Origin of the sequence: Ekhidna sp., from assembly GCF_963691765.1 — a bacterium.
Lineage (GTDB): Bacteria > Bacteroidota > Bacteroidia > Cytophagales > Cyclobacteriaceae > Ekhidna.
The window spans coordinates 2,911,676-2,936,427 of sequence record NZ_OY829375.1; the positions used below are offsets into that span (position 1 = coordinate 2,911,676).

The 24,752-nt window shown below is 37.6% G+C and carries 23 protein-coding genes; 4 read left to right on the forward strand and 19 right to left on the reverse strand.

Translation table 11 applies throughout. The annotated features are described in order from the left end of the window. Positions 1-11: 11 nt before the first annotated feature. The 10 genes from ACY650_RS13250 to ACY650_RS13295 form a co-directional block, all read right to left on the reverse strand. Complete coding sequence (locus tag ACY650_RS13250) at positions 12-539, reverse strand: hypothetical protein (protein ID WP_462248111.1); 528 nt, start codon at positions 537-539, stop codon at positions 12-14. A 59-nt stretch (positions 540-598) separates the two neighbouring features. Beyond that, positions 599-1,198 (reverse strand): SH3 domain-containing protein, encoded by a 600-nt coding sequence (locus ACY650_RS13255; RefSeq protein ID WP_462248112.1) that lies wholly within the window; start codon positions 1,196-1,198, stop codon positions 599-601. 69 nt (positions 1,199-1,267) lie between these two features. Beyond that, positions 1,268-2,056 carry a 4-(cytidine 5'-diphospho)-2-C-methyl-D-erythritol kinase gene (gene ispE / locus ACY650_RS13260; protein WP_462248113.1) on the reverse strand — a complete coding sequence of 263 codons (789 nt, stop codon included), beginning with the start codon at positions 2,054-2,056 and terminating at the stop codon, positions 1,268-1,270. Between the two features lie 90 nt (positions 2,057-2,146). Next, the gene (locus ACY650_RS13265) at positions 2,147-2,959 is read right to left on the reverse strand and encodes an enoyl-ACP reductase FabI (RefSeq protein ID WP_462248114.1); all 813 of its coding nucleotides are present in this window, start codon (positions 2,957-2,959) and stop codon (positions 2,147-2,149) included. Between the two features lie 34 nt (positions 2,960-2,993). Further along, the gene (gene recN / locus ACY650_RS13270) at positions 2,994-4,649 is read right to left on the reverse strand and encodes a DNA repair protein RecN (RefSeq protein ID WP_462248115.1); all 1,656 of its coding nucleotides are present in this window, start codon (positions 4,647-4,649) and stop codon (positions 2,994-2,996) included. A 24-nt stretch (positions 4,650-4,673) separates the two neighbouring features. Next, positions 4,674-5,561 carry a type IX secretion system protein PorD gene (gene porD, locus ACY650_RS13275; RefSeq protein WP_462248116.1) on the reverse strand — a complete coding sequence of 296 codons (888 nt, stop codon included), beginning with the start codon at positions 5,559-5,561 and terminating at the stop codon, positions 4,674-4,676. Then, positions 5,558-6,748, reverse strand: a complete 1,191-nt coding sequence (gene coaBC / locus ACY650_RS13280) for a bifunctional phosphopantothenoylcysteine decarboxylase/phosphopantothenate--cysteine ligase CoaBC (RefSeq protein WP_462248117.1) — start codon at positions 6,746-6,748, stop codon at positions 5,558-5,560. The genes porD and coaBC overlap by 4 nt, the downstream gene beginning before the upstream one ends. A 10-nt stretch (positions 6,749-6,758) precedes the next feature. Then, positions 6,759-7,091 carry a DNA-directed RNA polymerase subunit omega gene (locus ACY650_RS13285; RefSeq protein ID WP_462248118.1) on the reverse strand — a complete coding sequence of 111 codons (333 nt, stop codon included), beginning with the start codon at positions 7,089-7,091 and terminating at the stop codon, positions 6,759-6,761. 10 nt (positions 7,092-7,101) lie between these two features. Beyond that, positions 7,102-7,908: an outer membrane protein assembly factor BamD gene (locus ACY650_RS13290; protein WP_462248119.1), complete on the reverse strand. Its 807-nt coding sequence runs from the start codon at positions 7,906-7,908 to the stop codon at positions 7,102-7,104. A gap of 62 nt (positions 7,909-7,970) precedes the next feature. After that, positions 7,971-9,602: an OstA-like protein gene (locus ACY650_RS13295; RefSeq protein ID WP_462248120.1), complete on the reverse strand. Its 1,632-nt coding sequence runs from the start codon at positions 9,600-9,602 to the stop codon at positions 7,971-7,973. 24 nt (positions 9,603-9,626) lie between these two features. Between ACY650_RS13295 and tilS the strand changes: the two genes are divergently transcribed. Next, positions 9,627-10,934, forward strand: coding sequence for a tRNA lysidine(34) synthetase TilS (gene tilS / locus ACY650_RS13300; protein WP_462248121.1), 1,308 nt, complete (start codon positions 9,627-9,629; stop codon positions 10,932-10,934). Between the two features lie 35 nt (positions 10,935-10,969). Continuing rightward, positions 10,970-12,181 carry an ABC transporter permease gene (locus ACY650_RS13305; protein WP_462248122.1) on the forward strand — a complete coding sequence of 404 codons (1,212 nt, stop codon included), beginning with the start codon at positions 10,970-10,972 and terminating at the stop codon, positions 12,179-12,181. 14 nt (positions 12,182-12,195) lie between these two features. On the opposite strand, the gene ACY650_RS13310 is transcribed toward ACY650_RS13305, so the two are convergent. From ACY650_RS13310 to ACY650_RS13350, 9 genes are all read right to left on the reverse strand, one after another. Continuing rightward, positions 12,196-13,899, reverse strand: coding sequence for a tetratricopeptide repeat-containing sensor histidine kinase (locus ACY650_RS13310; RefSeq protein ID WP_462248123.1), 1,704 nt, complete (start codon positions 13,897-13,899; stop codon positions 12,196-12,198). A gap of 18 nt (positions 13,900-13,917) precedes the next feature. After that, positions 13,918-15,639 carry a chitobiase/beta-hexosaminidase C-terminal domain-containing protein gene (locus tag ACY650_RS13315; RefSeq protein ID WP_462248124.1) on the reverse strand — a complete coding sequence of 574 codons (1,722 nt, stop codon included), beginning with the start codon at positions 15,637-15,639 and terminating at the stop codon, positions 13,918-13,920. 145 nt (positions 15,640-15,784) lie between these two features. Next, positions 15,785-15,976: a YwbE family protein gene (locus tag ACY650_RS13320; RefSeq protein WP_462248125.1), complete on the reverse strand. Its 192-nt coding sequence runs from the start codon at positions 15,974-15,976 to the stop codon at positions 15,785-15,787. Between the two features lie 2 nt (positions 15,977-15,978). Then, positions 15,979-16,218: a CBU_0592 family membrane protein gene (locus tag ACY650_RS13325; RefSeq protein WP_462248126.1), complete on the reverse strand. Its 240-nt coding sequence runs from the start codon at positions 16,216-16,218 to the stop codon at positions 15,979-15,981. 65 nt (positions 16,219-16,283) lie between these two features. Next, positions 16,284-17,816: an NFACT RNA binding domain-containing protein gene (locus ACY650_RS13330; RefSeq protein ID WP_462248127.1), complete on the reverse strand. Its 1,533-nt coding sequence runs from the start codon at positions 17,814-17,816 to the stop codon at positions 16,284-16,286. Between the two features lie 7 nt (positions 17,817-17,823). Beyond that, the gene (locus ACY650_RS13335; protein WP_462248128.1) at positions 17,824-18,588 is read right to left on the reverse strand and encodes an MBL fold metallo-hydrolase; all 765 of its coding nucleotides are present in this window, start codon (positions 18,586-18,588) and stop codon (positions 17,824-17,826) included. Continuing rightward, entirely contained in the window at positions 18,585-18,860 is a 276-nt protein-coding gene (locus tag ACY650_RS13340; RefSeq protein ID WP_462248129.1) for a hypothetical protein, read from the reverse strand. Before ACY650_RS13340 ends, ACY650_RS13335 begins: the two co-directional genes overlap by 4 nt. Continuing rightward, on the reverse strand, positions 18,850-19,224 hold the full coding sequence (locus ACY650_RS13345; RefSeq protein ID WP_462248130.1) for a response regulator: 375 nt from the start codon (positions 19,222-19,224) through the stop codon (positions 18,850-18,852). Before ACY650_RS13345 ends, ACY650_RS13340 begins: the two co-directional genes overlap by 11 nt. Then, positions 19,217-22,474: a PAS domain S-box protein gene (locus ACY650_RS13350; protein WP_462248131.1), complete on the reverse strand. Its 3,258-nt coding sequence runs from the start codon at positions 22,472-22,474 to the stop codon at positions 19,217-19,219. The genes ACY650_RS13345 and ACY650_RS13350 overlap by 8 nt, the downstream gene beginning before the upstream one ends. 36 nt (positions 22,475-22,510) lie before the next feature. Between ACY650_RS13350 and miaA the strand changes: the two genes are divergently transcribed. Further along, positions 22,511-23,425 (forward strand): tRNA (adenosine(37)-N6)-dimethylallyltransferase MiaA, encoded by a 915-nt coding sequence (miaA, locus tag ACY650_RS13355; RefSeq protein ID WP_462248132.1) that lies wholly within the window; start codon positions 22,511-22,513, stop codon positions 23,423-23,425. A gap of 32 nt (positions 23,426-23,457) precedes the next feature. Further along, a complete protein-coding gene (locus tag ACY650_RS13360) occupies positions 23,458-24,750 on the forward strand; it encodes a glycosyltransferase family protein (RefSeq protein ID WP_462248133.1) in 1,293 nt (430 codons plus the stop codon). Positions 24,751-24,752: the final 2 nt, after the last annotated feature.

The window sequence follows — 24,752 nt, forward strand, 5'->3', positions numbered from 1 at the left end:
CTCTCGCTGTATTAGGGCTCTTTAATCCATTGTTTAGAATCCTCTATTTTTTGATTTATCTCCTTTAAGAATTCTTCCTCATCAAAGGCTATTTTTTCTTTTTTTAGGTCTTTATATGCCTTGAAAAAGCCTACTAATTCAGCGTAGTTCCAGTTAAAGAATCGGTTTATTTTGTAAGTCTCTGCTTGATGTTGAAGTTGAATGAAGTAATTGATTTTTATCTCTCTATTACCTTTTCGTTCAAATGAAATTTCTGTTTCATGAATCGGTAATTCCACCTGCAATGGATTGCCAATATTGTCCCCTTTTAGAAGAATTTTTCCTTTTGTCAATTCTACATGATAAAAATATTGACTGGAAGATATGTGAGCAGATATCCCGAATAGAATGCCTAAAATCAGTATTATTCCTAGCGCAAAATCTTGATCATTCCCTTGAAAATAGATTACAAGTGTACTTGCTATTACAATAATAAATCTCAGTAGAAATTTTTGCTTAAACCTCTCTAGGTAGCTGATATTTTCAACAGTGAATTTCACCTTCAATTATCTTTCTCTTGGGTCAATATAAAATGAGATTCTAAGCAGTGGTCTAATTGTTAGTTGCATAAATTTCTGTCTACATATACTTTCTTGCCAGTTTTACTATAATAGTAGCAACCTCCCCTTGGTCCTCTGTGATAAGTTCTTGATAGACTTTTTTTATTGTGATTTCTTAACGTACTATTTGAATTGTTTGGAGTCTGAAGATCGAATTTATAGTTTGACTCTGAATGGGCTTTCTTGAATTTATCAACTTCTTCAGAACTCGCTACATATAGTTCATTTAGATAACCTTTTTTTGATTGATAAATAACTTGAAAGTACCCATTCGAGTATCCTAGTAATTGAATACTTGAATTTTTAGGAATAGTTAAAAGCACCCTGCTTTGAGGATTAACTCCTGCTCTCAATTTGCCTTCTATTGATTTAGAAGATTGAACTTGAGTTGAATTTTTCATTATACTATCGAGCTCACTTTTTGCAATAGTATTTTTAAGCATATCGTGCTTAACTCTTAATTTTCTCAAGCTGTCTTCTAAATCCTTAATTAATAATGAAATACTATCTTTTTCAACTTTAATCTCTTCTATAGATTGAGAATAAATGAAAAAATGAACAGACAATGAAACCAAGAAGATGAACAATCTTGTTTGCATTATGCAAGAATTTGGTTCTTACCTAAAGTTATTAAAATTAGAATAAAACACGCTTAACGTATTATTAAATCATAGATTGACCCATTTCCAATTCATACCTTCCACCGTATCTTCAAACAATCCAAAAACCGTACTGCCACTACCAGTCATAGAAGCGTAAACAGCACCCGCGTCATACATGTCTTGCTTTAGCTTAGCGATTGATGGATGATTTGGAAATATGGAAGCTTCAAAGTCATTAACCAAATGGTCTTTCCAAGTAGAAATTGGTTTTTGAACTAATTCTGAGATTGAAGTCGATGGATTTTGCGGTGTCACTCCTGAGTAAGCTTCTTTGGTAGAAACATGTATTCCAGGATTGTGGATGGCCAGATAATAGTTCGATAGATTAATATCTATTGTTTGAAGATTTTCTCCTCTACTAGAAGCAATGACTGGCTGGTTCTTGATAAAAAAGGGGCAGTCGCTTCCTAATTCAAGCGCATAGGCTTCTAGCTGCTCAGCAGATAAACTTAGCTTGAAGAGTTCATTGAGCATTTTCAAAGTAAATGCTCCGTCAGCTGAACCCCCGCCTAACCCGGCACCCATAGGTATATTCTTCAATAAATGAATCTCGACAGGAGGTATGCTGTGGTTTGCCTTTAGGATTTCATAAGCCTTAACACACAGGTTGGATGCGGAGTCTCCGGGTATATCTAAACCGTAGCTTTTAAAAGCAAAAGAAGCTGCTTCTATCACTTCCAGGCTGTCATGCCATGGAATCGGATAAAAGCAGCTTTCAATATTGTGATAGCCATCTTCCCGCTTGCTTATTATGCTGAGGCCAAGATTGATTTTTGCATTAGGGAAGGAGATCATTAAGCTTTTAGTTTGAAGTTACATGCTTCAAGTTCATGATTGAAGTTTTTTTCTGCATATCAAACTTATAGCCTTGAAACTTATGGTCTGTTACTTACTTAGTTCGTCTACCATTGCTTCTGTGATGCCAGAGGTAGAGAAACCACCATCGTGCATCAAATTCTGCATAGTCACCATTCTTGTTAAATCCGAAAATAGCGATATACAGTAGTCGGCACAACTTTCTGCGTCAGCATTCCCAAGCGGTGACATCTTATCAGCGTAGTTAAAGAAAACATCAAATCCAGGAACACCTGAGCCGGCTGTAGTCATAGTTGGAGACTGAGAAATGGTGTTTACACGCACTTTCTTGTCTCTGCCCATGCGATAACCGTAACTTCTAGCAATGGACTCTAACAACGCTTTCGCCTGAGCCATATCTGAATAATCTGGGAATGTACGCTGAGCAGCGATATATGATAAACCTAAAATCGATCCCCACTCATTCATGATGTCCAGTTTTTCCGCTGTTTGCATCATCTTGTGAAACGATAGCGCAGAAACATCTAATGTTTTTTGGAACCAATCATAGTTCAAATCGCCGTAATCTTTTCCTTTACGAACATTCGGACTCATGCCGATGGAATGAAGCACAAAGTCAATTTTGCCTCCCAAAACTTCAGAAGATTTATTGAATAGGTTTTCAAGATCTTCCATTGAAGTAGCGTCAGCAGGGATGATTTCCGCATTGCATTGCTCTCCAAGTTTATTGATCTCTCCCATTCGCATAGCGATGGGTGCATTTGTCAATGTGAATGTAGCACCTTGTTCATGTGCTTTTTCGGCTACTTTCCAAGCAATGGAGTTTTGATCCAACGCACCAGAAATGATTCCTCTTTTTCCTTTCAGTAGATTATTTGACATGTTCGAATATTTTTCGTGATTTAGAAATTCGAAATTAGCCAATTTGGAGCAACTCCTTAGCACTTTCTACGGCAGAAGCACCTGGATTTTCGCCACCAATCATCTTGGCTATTTCTGTAACTCGATCCTGATCAGCAAGTCTTTTGATTCGGCTTACTGATCGATCTGAACTGTGATCTTTATATACAAAGTAATGTGCATCGCCTCCTGCAGCAAACTGAGGTAAGTGACTGATGCTAACTACTTGGTGATTTTTTGCCATGTATTTCATCATTCGAATCATCTGGAGCGCAACTTCTCCAGAAACACCCGTGTCAATTTCATCGAAGATGATTGTCGGCAGAGCTGTTTTATCCGCAATGAGATATTTCACAGCAAAAATTAATCGTGAAAATTCCCCTCCAGAAGCGACCTCTTTCAATTCTTGAGGCTTGATTCCTTTGTTGGCACTAAAGTGCATTTCAATCATATCAAGTCCGCTAGGAGAGGGTTCAATTGGATTCACTTTAATTTCAACTGTGCCGTTTTCAATTCCTATTTGCTTAATGATCTTCTCTATTTCGTCTGCAAAATTGAGAGCAAATAGCTTTCTTGATTCAGTAAGCTTAGCAGCATGCTTAAGCATAGTATTTTCCGCTTTTTCCAGGCTTTTCTTAGCTTTTTGGATGTCTCCGTCCAAGTTAGCTACCTGACTCAGACCTGCATCTAAATCATCGCGAAGCTTAATCAATTCATCAACAGTTAGTACGTTGTGTTTTTTCTGAAGTCTAAACAGCAAGTCTAATCGATCTTTCAACTCTTGAATCTTTTGAGGATCATGTTCAACCTTATCTTGAACTCGCTGCATTTCGCTAGAGATATCTGCCAATTCAATGGTAGTGCTCTCCAGCCGATCACTTAAATCTTCAAGTTCTTTTGAAAATGAAGCGACGGTTAGAAGTAAAGACTTAGATTCATTTAACTGTTGGATAATGGCTACCTCTGATTCATCAAGCATATGAATGGCTTGCGAAAGCTTTAGTTTGATGTCTTCTGCGTTTTCCAAGACCTCAAGCTCTTTTTCCAGCGCTTCTTGATTGAGATCGTCAAGTTGAGCTTCTAATAGCTCATTCAAAAGGAATTGTTTGTAGTCGGCATCTTCTGCACTTTGCGAGGCAAGTGATTCTAGTTTATCAAGTTCCTTTTTTGCAAGAGAAAAATTACTGTATGACTCCTGATAGGAGGAGAGTAGCTCAGGGTGAGATGCAAAGGCATCAAGTACATTTAGTTGGTAGGTGTTGCTCCCCAGTTGGAGGGATTCATGTTGAGAATGAACATCCATCAACTTTTCCCCAATGGTCTTCAATGTATTTAGGTTGGTAGGCGTATCGTTTACAAAAGCTCTAGATTTCCCGCTAGGACTGATTTCTCTCCTGATGACGCACTCAGATTCATAATCCAGGTCTTCTTTGTCAAATATCTTTTTGAGAGAATAGGATGAAATATCAAAGGTTCCTTCAACAATACATTTTTGATCTTCATCAAGGAGTACTTTAGTATCAGCTCGCTTTCCCAACAGTAAACCAACAGCGCCAAGCATAATCGATTTCCCTGCTCCGGTCTCTCCTGTGATAATATTAAGCTTTGGAGATGGGGACATTTCCAACTCCTGAATGAGGGCGTAATTTTTTATCTGAAGTGACTTGATCATAAATGGGTCACAAAGATATCAGAACTACTCAATCAACGACTTATATTCGTCAGTTCTTGAAGGATCAATATTACTTAAGAGATTGTATGCTTGTCTACGCGTTGCTAAGTTAGATTCGGAGAACAATTGTTGGAGTTCTCCAGACTTAGCATCCATGAAGCTAATGGTCAAAATAGATCTGGGTCTTGCGCGATTGGCACGTTGTATTCCGGATAAGGCTTCAAGAATTGTCTTCTCTGCCTTCTGTCGATCATCCGTTATGATATCTAGGGCGTTTCTATGGTAATTATAAAGTGCCTTTCTGATTGGCTCGAGTTGTGGGTTTTGGAGGTTTTCAACTAGCCAATATCTGTTTCTTACGCTGTTAAATTGTTGCCATCCTGTATAGTTTGTCTGTTGGGCATTGTTAACAATCTTAAAAGCATTTTCGAAATGAGGAGTACCTCCAAGTTCTGAAAAAGTGTCATAGTCAAATCCTATGATCATGTATGCATAGTAAGCAAGCATTGATGTGATGTTGCTGGTAAAGGTGTTTTCATTAAATCGAAGTGGCTGAGATTGCACATATTCAAAATCCCAATCCCTGTCTGCGAAGTTTAAAATGACAGATTCGTAGCTTGACCCGTAAACAGGGCGACTGGAAAGCACTTGCACTGAGGCTCTGAATACTCCTATGCTTGGCATTTCCGAAATAGTAATCACCAGGTTGCAGCTTATTACTTCCTCTTCTTCAAAAGAGTCATTGGTCCATTTAGTAGTGTTAAGGAACTGAGCAAATTCAGTTTCCATCTCAGCAAATACTGCACGCTCTGTTGTTTGGACTTGCTGCGCATTTACTATTACCCTGCAGTTTAATTCTTGGGAAAAAGAAAGGCTGGTAATGAATAAAAGTGCTAGTCCAAAAATTCTCATTCGAAATTTTTTATTACTTGATTAACGATATCCTGCGCAACAGCAGTCTTACTTTTCAACTCAAATTTGTGCTTGTTATTGTTCTTATCAAAGAACGTGACCTTGTTGGTGTCTTGCTGAAATCCAGCACCTTCATCATTTAAGGAATTTAGGACGATCAAATCGAAGTTTTTCTTTTTTAGCTTTTCTTGAGCATTTACTTCTTCATTGGTAGTTTCTAAAGCAAATCCTACATGAAATTGGTGTTTCTTCTTTTTTCCTAGTTCCGCGGCGATATCTGGATTTTTCACCAGGTTGATTTGGAGAGAATCTTCTTTTTTCTTGATTTTTTCTGTTGCAGGGTTCTCAGGTCTATAGTCCGATACAGCTGCTGAAAATACTACAATGTCTGCATCACTATGGTACTTTTCCGCATGAGCTAGCATTTCATTCGCTGAATTCACTTTTATTACTTCACCAGAAGATGGGAGGTAAGTAGCCGGTCCAGAAATTATAATGGTTTCAGCTCCTGCATCTTGAAAAGCTTTTGTAAGTGCTGATCCCATTTTGCCGGAAGAATGATTCCCGATGAATCTTACCGGATCAATAGCTTCAAATGTTGGCCCTGATGTGATCAAAACTCTTTTGCCCTTCAAGGCTGCTGAATTAGTGAGCTTTTTTTTTACTATTTCTAAAAGTTCCTCTGGTTCAGCCATTCTCCCTTGCCCAGAAAGACCACTTGCTAGTTCGCCATCACGTGCTTCAATTACTTCATTTCCGTAGGATATTAGCCTATTTAAGTTCTCCTGAGTTGTTGGATGTTGATACATATCCAAATCCATCGCAGGTGCAACCAATACCGGACATTTTGCAGATAGATAAGTAGCAAGAAGCAAATTATCACATATGCCATTGGCCATCTTTCCCAAAGTATTTGCACTGAGGGGAGCAATGAGCATTAAGTCTGCCCACATTCCTAATTCTACGTGGTTGTGCCATTCTCCGCTAGTATTGTCGAAGTATTGGGAATGTACAGGGTTTTTACTGAGTGTGGCTAAAGTTAGAGGTGTGATAAAGTCTTTAGCGCTTTCCGTCATAATGACTTTTACCTCGGCTCCTTCTTTTACAAGAAGACGCACAAAAAAAGCGGTTTTATAGGCCGCTATAGACCCACAAACCGCTAATAATATTTTTTTACCCGCCAACATGGCGACTAATTTATGCTAAATCTGAACGAGACTCGTCTTCTTCTTCAGGTAATCTGAAATTAAGCTCACCATTTAAAAATTCTTCAATTGCTGAAGTGGTTGGCTTAGGCATTCTTTCATAGAATTTAGAGATCTCAATTTGCTCTCTATTTTCAAAAATTTCCTCCAAATTATCTACTGAAGATGCAAATTCAGCAAGCTTAGCATTAAGCTCTTCTTTTTGATTTGCACTGATTTGTCTTGCTCTCTTAGCAACAATAACCAAAGACTCATACAGGTTGCCAGTTGGCTCAAGAATATCCTGATTGTCTCTAGTAATAAGTGAAGATGTAATGTGTTGCATTTCGCTCTTTTTAATTTGAATCGGCAAATTTAGTGATTTCTTCGATGCTATCAGCATAAATCTTCTCTGCATCTTTAAGAAATTCACTATTTGGGTATTTATCTAAGAATGCAAGATAGAAATCAACCGTATTTCGATACCGTTCTTCTTGCTTTGTCCTGATACTTTGATTGGCATACTCGAAGCTTGTCTCAATTTCAAGAAAAGCCACTTCCTCTCGATAGTCTGAATCTGGAAAGTCTTTTGCAAAATTGTCATAAACAACCAGCGCAGATTTATACCTTCTGAGCTTATAATAGAGTTTACATTGCTCATATGCTTTTCTTTCAAGCTTTAGCTGCATATCATCGATAATCTTATCAGCATCTGGAGCATACTCCGAAGCTGGGTATTTATTGATGAAGTTTTGCATTGCAGTGACTGCTTCATAAGTCACCGTCTGATCAAGCTGGTAATCTGGAGATTGTAAGTAAAGTGAATATGCATGCATATATGCTGCCTCCATGACGAATTCTGATCGACCGTAGATCCTTACAAATTCCTCGAAGTGATGTGCACTTAGAATGTACTGCTTTTGATGATAGTAGCTATAGGCAAGGTAAAAGTTGCCTTTTTCTGCTTCAGCAGTTCCTCTAATAATGGGTAGAATATCTTCTAACAAAAGAATGGTGCGATGATAATCTTCTGTTTCGTAGTACTCAAGCGCTGCTTCGTACTTTACTTTCCAATCTCCACTCTTTTGAACCTTGCGAAACTTACTACAGCCAACAATACTAATGGCTGCGATCAACAAGAAAAGTATTCGAATTTCCCTCATAATTTTTTAATAGTCGGCAAAACTAAGGACTTATAACCTAAACGGAAACATGCTTGGAATCATTAACCCTTGCCTTTAAGGGTTTTTAACATTTGTCCCTCACTTTTTTGTTTCCGCTCAAGATCTAATTTTTCGGTAGGAAGCTTTTGAACAGGAGATTCAGATACCGCATGGATATCAAAACCTTCAGGAATTACATCTTCAAGAACAGGTCTTTCTTCGCCTCTCCATTCAAAACCATCTAGTTTTTGAACCTCTGGAGTCAACTCATGAGGTGGTATAAATCGGGCTTCTGGCTGTATATAAAATGTAATGTTATCCAACTGCTCGTTTTTAAATCGGATGGTCATATCGCTACATAATATCCGATTCATACCAAGGGTGAATATGTTTGTAGAATCATTTTCATCCAACACATAGTAGATACTTTCCCCATTTCCATTTACATATATTCGATCAATTTTTGACTCTTCGAAAATGGCTTTCATCGTTCGCCCCTTGATTTGATTATAATTCTGAATGGTGTCTTCAGTAGCTAAAAATGCCTTTTGAAGTAAGGACATATTTTTTATTTCTTTCTCAGTAACCTCCATGACAACCGTATCACCTTCCAGTTGATTATTCAAATTCCAAAATATAGGCTCTTCGTAGAAGTAGAGGAGAGAGTCATTTAGAAAGTATGATGTTGAATCTGCAAGCCCTTGGAGATTTCGTTTCCAAACTTTGACATTATGATACGCCAAAATCCTTTTGGCAGAGTCATACTCGCTTTCAATGGATACAAGTGTGTCTGCAGAAACGTAAAGTGTATCTTCTCTCAGGAATCTTCTCATCAATGCATTCCCATAAACTTTACTTATACCATTTGCTTTATCAGAGTATCCATCATCTCCAGTAATAATAATGTCTTCATTTTTTGCAGTAAGCTTAACATTGCCTGTAGCATCATAGTACTTTTTGAGATCGTCGAAGAAAAGCTCATCACCTTCCATGTAATAATCTATGGTCTCAACGGTTCCGCTTACAAATTCTGATTGCTCAATTCGTGTTCTAAATGTCCCACCGTCCGCATGTAATATTGATTCATCTTCAGTGATTATGGTAGTCTTACCTTCTGTAATGGCTATTTTGGGCACCGTGTTGTATCGAAGTGTGTCTGATTTTAAGACATAATCCGGTGCATCTAACTCAACATTTGAGTAAAACATGGCATATTTCTGAAGCCCATAGTAATATCCACTCTTACTGGTAAGCACATTTACAGAATCTTTTAGCTTACCTCCATTGAAGTAATTGCCCACCTCTGTATCCATGTTGTAGTCTAGGAAATCTGTAGTCAGGCGTTGATCTCCTTTTGTATAGACGACGTTTTCTCGAAGCTTAGAAGTTCTATCCTGACCATTGTAAATCAGCTTGTTGGAGGTGATGGTTACAGAATCGTCAACAATACGCACATGTCCAAAAGCTTCCATCACATTATCCTTGACATAGTAGTAAGAACTATCGCAGTACATGGTGGAGGTTTTTTGAGAAAAAACCACATTCCCAATTAAGCGTCTTATTTTTTCTCCATTCTCTCGAAATTCAAATAAATCTTCAGCTTTGTATTTGATTCGGTCGGTAGTTTGAGCATGCCCGTTCATTGAATTGAACAAGATGATGAAAACAAATATGGTTTGGACTAACTTCCGCATTCGGCAAAACTAACTTATCAAGTCGTGCATTCTTTACAAAAACAGTTCCATGATTTCATTAAGACCAATGATTTGGTAAATAAAGGTGAAAAAATACTCTTGGCGGTGAGTGGTGGACTTGATTCTATGGTTATGGCAGAGCTTTTTCGGTTGTCAGAGATACCTTTTGCCATTGCTCATTGCAATTATGGATTGCGTGGTGATGAATCAGATGGGGATGAGGCTTTTGTAATGAGCTGGGCTGAAAAACATCACGTTAATTGTTTTCTCAAAGCTATTGATCTGGGAGATGGATCCATCCAGTTAGCAGCCCGTAATGCGCGATATCAATGGTTCAATGAACTTTGTGTTGAGCATGGATTCAATAAAATAGCTACGGCTCATCACCTCAATGATTCTCTGGAAACAGCACTAATTAATTTGTCAAGAGGAACGGGGGTAAATGGTATTTCAGGAATATCCGTAAGCAATAATCAAGTGATTCGACCACTTTTATTTGCAACCAAAAGTGAGCTGAATGACTATGCAATGGACATTAATTTGGAATGGAGAGAGGATTCCAGTAATTCAAAAACGGACTACGACCGCAATCATATAAGGCATGACATAGTGCCTCAGTTGATGAAACTAAATCCTTCATTGCATAGCACATTTAAGCTGACAAGTGAGCGCCTCAATCACGCAAAAAACATTATATCTAGGAGGGTAGATGAAATAGTAAGTAACTATTTAACTGATTCTGGTAATGGTTGGCAATTGGCCTTAAGTTGGATTGAGAGTACTTCTGATGAGTTGATACTTTCAGAAATACTTGTTCCTTACGGAGTGAACTACATTACTGCGAAAGAAATATTTGAAGCACGTTCCATCTCTGGTAAACATTTCCCAACTCAAGATTGGTTAGTCACTATTGATCGTGGACGTATTTTCATTGAAAGAGTTGATATAGGTGAGGACATTGATATGGAGCTGCCCAATCTAGGTGATTATGCCTTAGGGAATGCCAAATTAGTCGTAGAGGAAGTATCACCAATTAATGTAGAATTTGGAGATCTGAACATTGGTCATTTTGACATGGATGCAATCGAATTTCCGCTTCGAGTTAGAAGATGGGAAAAAGGTGATCGATTTCAACCTTTAGGGATGAAGGGGGAGAAGAAAGTAAGTGACTTTCTCATAGATGAGAAAGTGCCTTTATCTGTTAAGAAGAGTGTGCTTGTTGTTGAATCTGCAGGTGAGATTATTTGGGTAGTAGGAAAACGAATTTCAGAGAATTATAAAATCAAATCCAACACCTCTGAAGCATTGAAACTAACTTTTTTAAATGCATAGAGTAACATTATAAGTGGCTGTAACATCATGGTAATATGCTAAACATCATCCACACCTTTAAAACTGCATTTCATAACGCTAAAAGCAATTTATTTCACACGCTTTTGTCTGTGCTGGGTATGGTCATCGGAGTTGGTGCTCTAGTAGCCATACTTTCATTGATTGATGGAATGGAAAAGTATGCTCATGATCAGATTTCAAAGACTACATCTCTTGAAAGTATTATGGTTACTTCAATTACTACAAAAAGAGTTGATAACATCTCTGTACGTAAAGAGCATTTTGAATACTTTAATTACGAGACTTTCAGAGAAATCATGGAAGAGTTACCGGATGTTGAGGGGCATCTAAGGTATCGTGAATCCGGATTTATTGATACAAACGACACAACAGAAAGGGGGGTGCTACTTACAGGAATTGTAGATACAAAAAGTGAAAGATATGTTCAGGTTTCAGGAAGGTTTTTGACGTTGGAAGACTTATTGGAAAAGAAAACCAATGTGTTGATTTCAAAAGAACTGGCATTAGCCCTTGAAATAGATACTTTAGATAAGGCTTCTTACGGAAATATTAAGTTCAAAGAAGTGGATTACAACATAGTTGGGATTGTGGATACACCTTCATCAAACCTTGAGATATTGTGTCCTATATCATTGATATCAGAGGAACAGTTGATGAATAAACCTCCAAATCTAATATTGATTGCATCATCTGTTGAAGACGTTCCCAAAGTTGAAGACGAGGCGAAAAAATTCATTGACAATAAGTTTGGATCCGACAATGAAGACTTCAGTGTTGTTACCAATGGTTTTCGAGTAAAGCAAGCGAATCAAGGGTTTCTAGTTTTTCGAATAATCATGGGACTCATTGTTGGGATCTCAGTACTTGTTGGTGGGATCGGTGTGATGAATGTACTCTTGATATCGGTTACGGAACGTACCGCTGAAATTGGTGTCAGAAAAGCTGTCGGTGCAAAAAGGAAAGACATAGTACTCCAATTTTTATCGGAGTCTTTAAGCATAAGTTTTATTGGCAGTTTTCTTGGGCTTCTTCTTGGAGTACTTTTTACTCTGGTAGCTGTGCCAATAGTTAAGCACTTAACGGAGATGCCTTTTGAAGCGGCTTATACGCTAGACACGCTACTTGTAATCATGTCTGTAGCGATATTGGTAGGAATTGTCTTTGGCACTTATCCAGCAATGAAAGCTTCAAAGCTTGATCCAGTAGAAGCAATAAGGCGTGAATAATAGGGTTTTGATATTTAATCTTTCCAAGTAGGAAGCGCTAAAAAGAATGTAGTTCCATTCCCAACTTCACTTTCGCATCTAATTTTACCATTCATGGCTTCAATGTACTTCTGAGAGATAGTTAGACCAAGCCCTGTTGATTCAAGATCTCCGTTTTTGAGCGGCCTAAAGGTTTCAAACAAGTAGGTGAGATCTTCTTTATCCATTCCAGGGCCTTCATCTCTAATGAAAATTTCATGTGACCCATTACTTCTCTGAGCTCCAAGGTAGATGGTAGACTTTTCTGGGGAATACTTCACAGCATTATAAAGTACGTTTTCAATCGCTTGGGTCAAGTAGATTTTATCTCCTCTTATGAAAGTCTCTTCTGGAATTTCTGAAAGATCAAATGAGATGTTCTTTTCAGATGCTGGAAGGCTCTGTGATTCAACATTATCTGCCAGAACGTCTTTAATTAAAAGTTTCTCTTCAACGACATTTAGCTTACGACTCTCTATGGCGCCAGCATCGAGGATTTTATGAACCATGTCACGATATCCACCAGAAGATTTCTTGAGAACGCTAACTAAGTGATTAAAATCTTCTGGCAATTTATCCTTGTATTGCTCTAAGATTTGAGAAAGAGAAGTCAAGTCGTTAATTGGCTTTTTCAGATCATGAGCTACCATACTCATCATCAAATTCTTCTCTTTGTTTACTGCAGATAGCTCCTCGTTCTTAATGGATAGATAGCTTCCTTGTTTTTCTATTTCTTCCTTCTGTTCGGCTAGAAGAATGTTTTTACGCTTCTTTTGACGATACTGGACGTAAAGGATAATGATGAAGGTCAGGGTCAGCGCAATGATGGTAATTAGGCCATTTCTAAGTAACCTTTCTTTTTCTAACTGGGCTTGCTGTTCCCGTAAAGTCACTTCATTTAATTTCAATTGCAGTCTTTGGCGCTCTGCAATCTCTTGTGCTCTATGAAGTGAATCTTGAGCAAATTGAAGTTGCTGATTACTATTTTCTAATTCTCGGTCGGTCTTTGCTTTTTCGCTAGCAATTGCAGCAACTTTCTGTTGTGATTCAGATTGAATTTTCTTTGCTTGCTCGTCGCGGAGGAACCGATCTAGAGTTGAATATAAATCAAAATATTCAATAGATTTTTCAGAGTTTCCTAACGCTTGATAGCACTCATAGAGTATTCCGTAAGATCGTTTTGTTAGATTGATATCTTCCAATTCCTGAGCAATTGCTAGCGCTTCAAGTGCTAAGTCAATAGCTTCTTGATTTTTTCCAAGACTTTGACTTACTGATGAAGCATTGATAAGCCCAGAAAGAACATAATTCTTTTGATTTAATTCTTTGGCGAGAGATACACCAGAATCAAATGCGACTAGCGCTTCATTATATTGTTCATTATCTATTCGAACGAGTCCGAGGTTGAAATACGCAGTTTTAATTCCATTCTTATTACCTACTTTCTCATTGTAGGTGATTGACTGCTCAAAAAATGATATGGCATCGTCGAATTTTCTGTTGTTCCAATAGATGTAGGCGATTTTTCCACATACACCGGCGGCATTATCAAACTTAGACTCCTCCAGTGCCTTCTGAAGCGCTTGCTCATACTTTTCTACCTGATTGGAGGCTTCACTACTTAACTCTTGTGCGGTGATGTATGTGGCGATGCAAAAGAAGGCAACACATAAAAATGTCGACTTTCTTAAATTAAGCATGTTCAAATTTAATATTCATCATTCAATATAGAAGGAGATTTCCTCCTGATTTTCATTACCCAGCTTGTCTACGACAATTACATTGATTTTGTAAAGTGTATTCTTTCTAAAGTTCTCAATTAAGCTTCTGTATGGAAGCTTCGAACCACCGTTTACTTGATAGCTAATTTTATCCAGCCCTGCGCCTTTATCTGTTGACGAAAGGAATAAAACTACATGTGGAGGATAAACTGGTACAGTTTGTCCATCGACATCTTTTTGTTTGTTACTGTTTATACTAAACCTGTTATATACCTCAGGGCCTTTATTATCCACAATGCAGATAAATGTTTCTGTACTTGAGTTAGAAAGATTATCATAACCATTATAGGTCACGCTATGGAATCCATCTGATTCAATACTGAACGGCTCACTGTACGTCACAGAAGACCCATTGTCTACTTGATAGTCGATTTCTTTAAATCCTGAATCATCATCAGTTCCTCTTAATCTAATTTTTGTTTCCTTAGAGATATAGGTCGTGTCCTTCACGATAAATGATGGTCCGGAAACTGAGCTTCTTAAATTCGGACCTGCAAGGTCTACATAGCTAATTAGGTTGTTTTTATCCGAAAATTCAGTTGTTCTTATTCTATTGTTAACCTTGTCCATTACCAAAACTTCAATATTTAGGTTTCCTGGTTCAGTCAGATAGAACGGACTTTCATATAATTTGAACTCACCACCGTTAATGGAGTACTGAATATCCTTAACACCAGCTTTATTATCCATGGCGACAAGCTTAAGTTTTGTTCTTCCTGAATAGTATTCTTTTCCGTTCGCAATAAACGTGTTACCAATAATTTCATCAATTACTCGAGGTGCTGATTTATCAAGAAAGAATGCGTATGTTTTCTTTTCTTCACTATTGTCTACATCATCTGAAGCAAAATATGTAACCGTATGCTCTCCCTCGCTAAGATTTGCTATGGCAATGGGTTTTGAATATGAGTAGGTTCTTCCTTCATCGATTGTGTAGAAAATTTTTGGATTTACTGTGTTATTGTCTTTAGATGCAAGCAAAATCGTAGATCTTGCCGAAAGTACATCTTCTGATTTATCACCATCTATTGATAGTGTACTGACTGGTGCTGAATTGTCAATCATCACCGTAACCGATGATACCTCTTCTACATTTCCTACATTATCCACAGAATAGTATTTAATGATTGAAGTTTTTTCATCTGCAAGACTTATTGGACTCGTATACTTGGTAAATGCTCCATTGTCCATTGAATAATAAATTGCTTCAATCCCAGAAGTTTCGTCACTTGATGACAAAGAAACATTCCCTGCTTGCATAATGACTTTTCCATCCATATTGGAAAGCTTTTCAGATTCATAATCAATACTGGTAACTGGCGGCTTACTATCGGCATATAGTTCAAATATTACTTCTGCTTTTGGGTAAACAACTTCTTTTGTTTCTGGATCTACCTGCCATGGCGAGCGGATCGTATTGTATCCCTCTGAATCGAGATACATGGGGCTACTATATTTTGGAGTTTTCCCTTCTAGGATCTCACTGTCGCTTCCTTCCCTATCTGTGGAGACGCTGAGGTAAACAGGTAGTGCCTTGTTTACGTAGACTTTACCCTCATCGTCTTTGTAAATTTTCTTTTTATGCTTGGTGTTATCTTGAGCGAATAATTCTGATGCGAAAAGTGACAAGATTAAAAAACAGCTGACTTGAAAGCTCATGGTTGATTTATGGTTAATTAGTGGTACTTGATCACTAATATATACCGTGTAGAAGTCCTTCGTTTTTTTTATAAGACGGAAATGAATACAGAATCGACCAACAAGCGTATAAAACGATGAAGGGTTTTTTTGAAAAGTCTATTTTTTATAAAATCTTCTTAACTCTTCCTACAATACCGTCTTCTAACATTACTTTAATTCCATGCGGATGACTAGAAGATTTTGTAAGGATTTTTTTAACGATTCCATTTGTTAACTCCCCAGAGCGCTGATGGTGTTTTTGAACAACAGACACTTCAAGGCCAATTTTAATGTTACTGCGATTGCTGCCTTCCATTATCAAGGTTTTAACTTCATTTGAATAAGCTTAAATGCGGAAAAAACAACCCAAACAAAGTTTACTGCGACAAAAGGGAATGCACCATTCATATATGCATTGTATAGAAGGAGCAAGGATCCAATTAGGTTAAGCAACAGGTAAGTATTTGATTCAGCATGGATTTTTTGAAATATGTTCAAAGCAAATCCGATCAAAAGACATCCAGCTCCAAGCCAGCCGATAAGTTCGAGTGTAGACATAATTAGCAACTATTGGACAGCGAATGTAGAATGCTTTTTTGAAAGAATAGATACTTAAATATTATTTATAGAGAGGAAGGTTCTACCAAAACAATTTCCTCTTTTTCCACGATCACTTGTCCAGCAGGAGCCCCCTTAACTTTTCTGACGAATTTTTTCAAAGTGTAGATTACTGGACACAGGGAGTCTGTTTTTCTTTTAGAGTTGGCAGCTGCTAAAGCTGCAGCTGCCTCAATTACCTTTATAGGGAAATTTTGTCCAGGCTTTTGTCTAATTATCACATGAGATCCAGCAACATCTTTTGCATGAAGCCATAGATCATTTTTGTTTGCAACTTTTAGCGTTAGTTCGTCATTGGCCTTAGCGTTTTTCCCAAGAAAAATTTGCCAACCTTCGAATTCAAATTCATGATAAGGGAGGTGCTCGATCTTGGCTTTTTCTTTCCTGCCAAGTCCATGATCCTTCAAATACCTTCTAAGCTCTTTTACATCATTAATTTCCTGTAGGTGGAGTATTTGACGACTAAGCTTATCAATAAGTTTCTCTTTGACTTCAATGTTTTCTTTTAAGGTATCAATTTCCTGATGCCTATTCTTAGCTTTCCTATAAAGAGATTCGGCGTTTTTTTGAGGGCTTAATTCACGATTTAGCTTTATTTCTATTGGCTTATCTGTATAAAAATCGTAAAGTACGGCTTTAGAAAGGCCTGTTTGTAAACTGTTTAGATTGGCCATTAAAATATTTGCAACTTCCTCTGGACTTCTTGCATTCTCTACTTGAGAGAGTTTAATGTTGGTCTTTGAAATGTAGCTTTCCGATTTTTTTATTTTCTGTTTCAGCTTGTTGATTCCTTCTGCTTTTTCTTTTTCAAAGTAGAAACTGCGGACGGTTTTATTGTAAAGCCAGTTGCTTGCTTCTATGGCACTATTCAACTTGTTATCGCTTTCTTCGAGCAGGCTTATTGATGGACCTTCATGAAGAAATATTGGATTGCTATCTAGTTTCTCTAGCAAGGAGTTGAAGTGATCCCATTTCTTATCTGCAGGCAGCTCATAGAATAAGCTATTCTCCAGATAGATTTTAACCTCTTTGCCTAATGCCGGAATAAGATGCGTTGGACTCTGATTACATGTTTCAAAATTTTGCTTCGATATATCCAACTCTTTGTTTAAATCTGAGGGGATAAGTTCGAAATCTGATGCCAAGCTTTTTCTAAAAAGGTTAACAACTTCACCATTCTTCTCATGCAAAATATTGCCTCTTCTGGCATGCATTTTGAAAATGAGCGCCTCATCATTGAATACAATTTGAAAAGATCTTTCGAATTGGAAAATCTTAACTCCAATCACTTCTTTTTCGAGTAGATCTTGGAAAAGGTCAACGCTGTTCTTGCCAGCTCGCGCAAATTCATGAGGAAATGATAAAAGGGATACATTCGGATCGAGGTTGGCCCTTAGCACAAACTCTTTTTCTTGATTCCCAAAAATTAGAATTAGTTCATCTTTATTTTGAGAGAAGCATGCCAATAGGAGAAGTCCTTTTAAAGACTCTTCAAGCTCAGGAGCTAACCGTTTCAGAAAAAAATGATTGTGAAACATGACAAGATCAATCAATTGTCAATTCTAATCCATCCCAGGCAATTTCAATATTTTCAGGGAGTTCGTTGCTTACTTCAGAGTGAAGGCCCATAAAGTGGCCGATGTGAGTTAAATAAGCTTTTTCAGGATTCAGTTCTTGTAATACCTCTAATGCTTCGCTCAACGAATAGTGACTTATATGCTGTTTTTTTTGCAAAGCATTCAACACAATGACTTTTGATCCCTTGATTTTCTCCTTTTCCTCATCAGAAATGTAATTTGCATCGGTGATATAGGTGAAATCACCAAATCGAAAGCCAAGTACAGGCATTTTGTAATGCATTACTTCAATAGGGATGATTCTTTGACCATTTACTTCAAATGGTTCTTTAGTAATGGCATTCGTAGCTATCTGAGGGACTCCTGGGTATTTTTTTTCAGCAAAAATGTATGAAAATTCCTCTTTCAATCGCTCCAAAGTAAATTCAGTTGCGTATACGGGCATGTCTCGTTTTTGAAGAAAATTGTAGCTTCTGATATCGTCCATCCCTGCAGTGTGGTCCTTATGAGAATGTGTGAAAAGGACCGCATCAAGTTTGTTGATCCTAGCTCGAAGCATTTGTTGTCTAAAATCCGGTCCTGTATCTACAACTATATTCAGATCGCCATATTGAACAAAGATTGAGGAACGCAATCGGTTGTCACGATGATCAATAGAGGTGCATACTTTGCACTTACAACCAATAACGGGCACTCCCTGAGACGTACCAGTGCCAAGAAAAATAACCTTCACAGCTGGAGTTGATTATTAGTGATCTCTGAGTATAACTTCTTATTGTTTTCGCTTAGACGAGTAGTGTCTATTTTAATAGATCTAATTATTTCGATTAGGCTATTAACCTTTCCCTCAAGGGCAAAAAATTTATTAACAACAGCAACCTTACTTTCATTTAGAATACAATATCCTGATTGAAAATTTCCTTTTTCATATCTAAGAATGTAGTCAGTTTCAGACATGATGTCTTCTAACTTATTCAGAAAGTGATTGGTGTACTTAATCGTCATCCGTATATTTTTTCACCATTTCTACCACAGAATCATAGTTAAGTGGCTTTGGTATAAAGGCATTTATGCCGACTTGTTCAAAGTCTTCCATTGTATAGTTATTCGCATTTCCTGTTATGGCCACAATTGGAATATTTTGATTGACACCAGGTGCGCTTCTTATTTGTTTTGCACACTCCATTCCATCCATAACTGGCATGTGAATATCCAAAAGGACTAATCCAAATTCGTCCTTTGCAAGCAGATCAAGCACTTGTTGTCCATTCTTAACAGAAGAGATCTCATAATTTAATTGAGATAGAATCTTCTTGGTTAGATTTTGGATCACACTGCTATCTTCAGCAACTATTATTTTTTTACTCATCGGTGACTAATAGGTTTTGGCTACTCTCTTTGAATTCTTGGAACAACGTCCTCAGATGTTGTACCTGACTTTCCAGTCCCTCAAATTTATTTTCTTTTAATCGTTTTTCAATATTCGCAGCTTGTTTAGATAATTTTTCTATTCCAAGAGTTCCTGCGTTCCCCTTTAAGGTATGCAATTCCCCTTTCATCTTATCGTACTGCTTCTTCTTCAAAAACGCTTCAGTATTGCTAACCAAGTCAGTGGCTTCTTGTTCAAATTCTATCAAGGTTGCTTCAATTAGTTCTTGACCGCCAAACTTAGCAAGCTGATTTAACGTGTTTTGATTAATCGCTAAATCTTCTGTTTTTTCTACGAATGCTTCGATGGAAACTTCAATTGGTTTGAAGTCAACCCATTTTTTGATTTTATCAATAAGCATTTCAGCTTTTATGGGTTTGGCTAGGTAATCATCGAGCCCAGCATTCAGAAATCTTTCTCGATCTTCTTCCATGGAGTAGGCAGTCATAGCAATGATTGGGGTATTACCACCATGCTTGAGCTTTCTAACTTCATTCGTTGCTTTAATCCCATCCATCTTAGGCATCTGGATGTCCATAAAGATGAGGTCGTACTTTTCTGATTTAACCTTTTCAATAGCATGAAATCCGTCATAAGCCTCATCTACTTGACAGCCCGACTTTAGCATAATACTGCTCGCTACTTTGCGATTTACGTCATTGTCATCTACCAATAGAATCTTAGGTTGTTTTCCAGTAAATTCTTTCGTGAAAGGTTTGTCTGGCTGAATTGTCTTGATTTCATCAGGAGAAACTTCTTGCCCCATAAATGTGAACCAAAAGGTGCTTCCTAAGCCGGGTGTAGAAACTACCCCAATTTCACCTTGCATGGATTTTACCAATTCCCGAGAAATAGCAAGCCCAAGTCCCGTACCTCCAAAATTCTTCGAGCTACTATTGTCGAGTTGGTGGAAGCTTTGAAAAAGACTTTTTTGATCTTCTTCTGAAATGCCAATCCCAGAATCTTTAATCGCAACCTTAAAAATGAACTGTTTGCCACGCTTTTTAACCAAACGAATACTCATGTTAATGTTGCCCTTGCTTTCACTGAACTTAATAGCGTTCGATGTAAGGTTAGATAACACTTGAATCAGGCGTGTTTCGTCTCCCAAAATCCATTCTGGGATCTTTTCATCGATGTGATAAAAAAGGTTGTTGTCCTTAGATGATGCTTGCTGAGAGAAGAGGTCATAAACTTTCTCAATGGTCTTAATTAAGTGAAGTGGCTGTTGTCGCAGATCCATTTTACCTGCTTCGATCTTGGATAAGTCAAGAATATCATTGAGAATGTTAAGTAAGGTCTGTGATGACTTGTTGATTGTCTTCACATATTCAGATTGTTCTAAATCCAATGTGGTGCTCGCAAGCAAGTCAATCATACCTATGATGCCATTCATTGGTGTACGAATCTCGTGACTCATATTTGCCAGAAACCGTTCCTTAATTTTAAGCGAACGTTCTGCCATATCTTTTGCTCTTTTTAACTCCTCATTGGTTTCTTTCAATTTGGAAATATCTCTTGCCACACCTTCTATTTCAGCAGAGCCATCTTCCTTATTGATTACCCGAATGTTGAAGAAAAACTGAAGAGTATTCCCATCAAAGGTTTTTAATGCACCTTCGACGTTTCTTATTCGCTGCTCTTTGTCTATCCTTCTTCCAATTTCTAATACTTGCCTAGCTTTTACCGCATAGTCCATCACGTTTGTATTGATGACATTTTTAGGCTCATAACCAAGTACTTCTTGAACAGAAGGGCTGATCATTGTTAAGATGCCATCTGTGTCACATCTGAAATAGATGTCCTGAAAAGATTCGAAAATGGTTCTGAATTTCTCCTCACTAGCTATAATCGCACTCTCTGATTCTTTTTTTTCAGTAATGTCGTTCGCTATAATGGAGAGTTCTTCAATTCGTCCATTGTGCAGGAAAATAGGGTTCACAAACACATCCCGCCAAACCATTTTCCCCGATTTGTCAAAGTTGTTAGTTTGAAAGTTTATGAACTTTCCGGTGAATGCTTCATCGTATTTGGAAGACCAAAATCCTTCTACTTCTTTGGAAAGATCCTTTGAGACTTCTTTAAGACTAACACCTATTTTGGGTTTTTGGCCATAGTACCTCTTGAATGCAACTTCATAGTTTTGGTTAAATGACGTAAACCTAAAGTCTTTATCTACAGACCAAATTTCGTGTGTACTACTATCAAATATAGCACCTAGAGTTGCAGCTTGGTTTTCGATTTTTTCCTCCTTATGCTGTCGCTCCATGGCCAGACTAATCTGTCCACCGATATAATCTAGAAGTTCTAAGTCTTTGTTGTTGAAAGCACTTTGATCATTATAACTGCATATGGACATAACTCCCATTTCTGAGGCAGTCCTGATTATTATTCCCAGCCATATTTTAGGTATCGGATCCTTGAATTTGATCCCTAGTTGTTCGCTTATTTTTTCTATGCCATCGCTGTAGACAATCAGTGAACGATCACGCTGTACGGTATACTCCATGAGCTTATGATCAACGTCGAAAGAAAATTCAGATGAATCAGATTTCTCGTTGATGCAAAAAATCTGTCTGTATTCTTTGCCTTCTTTTAACGAAATATGAAAGTTCTGAACCTTCAGCATTTGATTCAGCTGATGGTATATGTTTTTATATAGCTGTTCTAGGTCATTCTCAGTAATCGTGATGTTCGCGATTTGATAGTAGAGACTCTGCGCACTTTCTGCTCTGATACGCTCAGTAATATCATAAAATACACAGCGATATTCTACTGGCTCATCGTTTTCGAAAACTGATGTCAGCTTGCCTGTAACATAGATGTTTTTTCCTGTTTTGGAAATTAATACAGTTTCAAACCTCTCGAATCTGCTTCCAGCGGTAATTTTTAGGATGTTTTGCAAGGCACCCCTTCGATAGTCAGGATGCACAACCTCAAGAAATTTCAGATCAGTGATTTCATCCTCTGTGTAGGATAGCTTGTTTTTAACAGCCTCATTAGCAAAACGTATTTCTCCTGTTTTCCTAAAAATGGTAATTAGGTCATTAGAATTGTCAAACAGGTCCTTCAAGTTTTGATTGGTTTTTTCAACGAGCGTATAATAGTCTCGCTGTGTATTGTCCAATTGTCCCTGGAGATTGGCAATTTTCTTTTTCAGCTCATCGATATCATTTTCCACTTCTGCCATATCGAATAAAATTAGGCATTTTAGCAATTACAAAAGATGACTAAATCGAGCAAACCAATATTAATTTCTATTGTAGGGCCTACTGCGGTTGGAAAGACTGCACTTGCAATAAAATTGGCTCAATGGCTGAGCACTGAAATTGTGTCCGCAGATTCTAGACAATTCTACAAGGAAATGTCCATAGGAACTGCTAAACCGTCTTCTGAAGAACTAAAAGCTGTACCCCATCATTTTATTGATTCTCATTCAATTGATACACTTTATAGTGCTGGTGAATTTGGGAGAGATGCGACAAAAAAAATTGCTGAATTGCATGAAAAAAATCAGTTTGTTATAGCTGTTGGAGGCTCGGGATTATATCTAAAAGCACTTTGGGAAGGATTTGATGAGATGCCGTCTGTGAAACCTGAGATTCGAAAAACTTTAAATGAAGAGTTGAGTAGAGATGGGCTGGTTCGCCTTTTATCTGAATTGAAAGAAAAGGATCCAGAATATTTTGACATTGTAGATCAGAACAATGGGCAAAGAATAATTAGAGCTTTAGAAGTGATACGAGAAACTGGCAAGCCATTTTCTTCATTCCGAATTAAAGAAGAAAGGGAACTTCCATATCAAAATATTAAAATTGGTTTGAATATGGATCGTGAAGTACTCTTTTCAAGAATAAATGAGCGAATGGATGTTATGCTTGATAATGGTCTTTTAAAAGAAGCTGAGGAATTACATGTGTACCGTAATCATAATGCACTTCAGACAGTAGGTTATTCGGAGATTTATGGCTTTATGTCTGAAGAATATGATTTTGAAGAAGCTGTCCGACTACTAAAAAGGAATAGCAGAAGATACGCCAAAAGGCAGCTGACATGGTTTAAAAAATACGATGACATTCACTGGTTTGAGCCCGATGATGAAGAGCAAATAAAAAATCTTATCAAAAAGACGCTTCTCTGAGTAGATTGATTTGTGTTGATTTGCTTCAGCTAATGGAACTTAACCGCAAAATTCTAATAATTTCATACTACTGGCCACCAAGCGGTGGTGTAGGCGTTCAAAGATGGATGAATTTCGCCCTTCAGTTGCAAAGTAGAGGATGGGAGCCTACAGTGCTGACACCAGAAAATCCGCAATTCGAACTAAAGGACGAGAAACTAGAAGAAAGGGTAAAAAATATTCCGGTTATTAAAATTCCAATTTGGGAGCCATTTGATCTTTTTCATAAGCTAACCGGTAATAAAGATCGGAGTAACGTTCAGCAAGGGTTAATTCTCGAAAAGTCTGCTAAAACATTCAAAGACAAGCTTGTGATTTGGATGCGTGGAAATTTATTGGTTCCGGATCCAAGAAGGTTTTGGGTGGGGCCGGCTTCAAAAAAAGCTATAGAATTGGTCAAGAATGAAGGTTTCAATTTGGTAGTAACCACAGGCCCTCCTCATAGCATGCATTTGATAGGAAGGAAAGTTAAGCGATCTACCAATGTTAAATGGCTCGCCGACTTCAGAGATCCATGGAGCAAATGGGATGTGCTGAAGAAGTTGAATACGTCATCATTTGTGATGGATATGCACAAAAGGATGGAAGAAAGTGTGCTTAAAGAATCTGATTGTGCAGTTGCCACCAGTAATAGAATGGCCGCTTGTCTGGGAAATATTAAAGTGTTAAATAATGGTATTACGATAAGTGACGTTTCCAAGGAGGTGCCCAATGAATCTCATTTTACTATTGGATATTTTGGGATGTTAAATGAGATGCGAAACCCTCGTCAGCTTTGGCATTTGTTGGATCAAATGTGTAGAGAAAATCAGGTTTTCGCCAATAAACTAAGAGTAAGAATAGGTGGCATTATTTCAGAGTCTATTAAAGCTGAAATCAATGAATTGAGCCAGCTAAAGCATAAAGTTTCCTTCCTGGGCTATCTGCCGCATGAAACAATTCAGGATGAATATCGAAAATGCAACGTTCTTCTGTTGTTGCAAAACAAAAGCGATAATTCAAGATGGATATTGCCCGTAAAGTTTTACGAATACCTTGCAGCGAATAGATTGATTCTTGCATTAGGAGAGCGTAAGAGTGACCTGGGGGATTTGATGAATAATAAAGATGTTGGTGAAATTCTATCTTATTCTGAGCTGGGTGGAATTAGAGGGTTTATTGAAGATATTTTTGAAAACGATCGATTACCGACATCTAAAGATGCTGAGTTGTTACTAGATCAATTTTCTCATGAACATCTGGTGCAGAAATTAGAAGAAATTTTAACTAAGTGTATGCAGAGTTGATT

Bases quoted from the DNA above. Each gene is read 5' to 3' on its own strand.
- ACY650_RS13255 (WP_462248112.1), bottom strand. From the start codon at position 1,198: ATGCAAACAAGATTGTTCATCTTCTTGGTTTCATTGTCTGTTCATTTT.
- ispE (WP_462248113.1), bottom strand. From the start codon at position 2,056: ATGATCTCCTTCCCTAATGCAAAAATCAATCTTGGCCTCAGCATAATA.
- ACY650_RS13265 (WP_462248114.1), bottom strand. From the start codon at position 2,959: ATGTCAAATAATCTACTGAAAGGAAAAAGAGGAATCATTTCTGGTGCG.
- recN (WP_462248115.1), bottom strand. From the start codon at position 4,649: ATGATCAAGTCACTTCAGATAAAAAATTACGCCCTCATTCAGGAGTTG.
- porD (WP_462248116.1), bottom strand. From the start codon at position 5,561: ATGAGAATTTTTGGACTAGCACTTTTATTCATTACCAGCCTTTCTTTT.
- coaBC (WP_462248117.1), bottom strand. From the start codon at position 6,748: ATGTTGGCGGGTAAAAAAATATTATTAGCGGTTTGTGGGTCTATAGCG.
- ACY650_RS13285 (WP_462248118.1), bottom strand. From the start codon at position 7,091: ATGCAACACATTACATCTTCACTTATTACTAGAGACAATCAGGATATT.
- ACY650_RS13290 (WP_462248119.1), bottom strand. From the start codon at position 7,908: ATGAGGGAAATTCGAATACTTTTCTTGTTGATCGCAGCCATTAGTATT.
- ACY650_RS13295 (WP_462248120.1), bottom strand. From the start codon at position 9,602: ATGCGGAAGTTAGTCCAAACCATATTTGTTTTCATCATCTTGTTCAAT.
- ACY650_RS13305 (WP_462248122.1), top strand. From the start codon at position 10,970: ATGCTAAACATCATCCACACCTTTAAAACTGCATTTCATAACGCTAAA.
- ACY650_RS13310 (WP_462248123.1), bottom strand. From the start codon at position 13,899: ATGCTTAATTTAAGAAAGTCGACATTTTTATGTGTTGCCTTCTTTTGC.
- ACY650_RS13315 (WP_462248124.1), bottom strand. From the start codon at position 15,639: ATGAGCTTTCAAGTCAGCTGTTTTTTAATCTTGTCACTTTTCGCATCA.
- ACY650_RS13320 (WP_462248125.1), bottom strand. From the start codon at position 15,976: ATGGAAGGCAGCAATCGCAGTAACATTAAAATTGGCCTTGAAGTGTCT.
- ACY650_RS13325 (WP_462248126.1), bottom strand. From the start codon at position 16,218: ATGTCTACACTCGAACTTATCGGCTGGCTTGGAGCTGGATGTCTTTTG.
- ACY650_RS13330 (WP_462248127.1), bottom strand. From the start codon at position 17,816: ATGTTTCACAATCATTTTTTTCTGAAACGGTTAGCTCCTGAGCTTGAA.
- ACY650_RS13340 (WP_462248129.1), bottom strand. From the start codon at position 18,860: ATGACGATTAAGTACACCAATCACTTTCTGAATAAGTTAGAAGACATC.
- ACY650_RS13345 (WP_462248130.1), bottom strand. From the start codon at position 19,224: ATGAGTAAAAAAATAATAGTTGCTGAAGATAGCAGTGTGATCCAAAAT.
- ACY650_RS13350 (WP_462248131.1), bottom strand. From the start codon at position 22,474: ATGGCAGAAGTGGAAAATGATATCGATGAGCTGAAAAAGAAAATTGCC.
- miaA (WP_462248132.1), top strand. From the start codon at position 22,511: ATGACTAAATCGAGCAAACCAATATTAATTTCTATTGTAGGGCCTACT.
- ACY650_RS13360 (WP_462248133.1), top strand. From the start codon at position 23,458: ATGGAACTTAACCGCAAAATTCTAATAATTTCATACTACTGGCCACCA.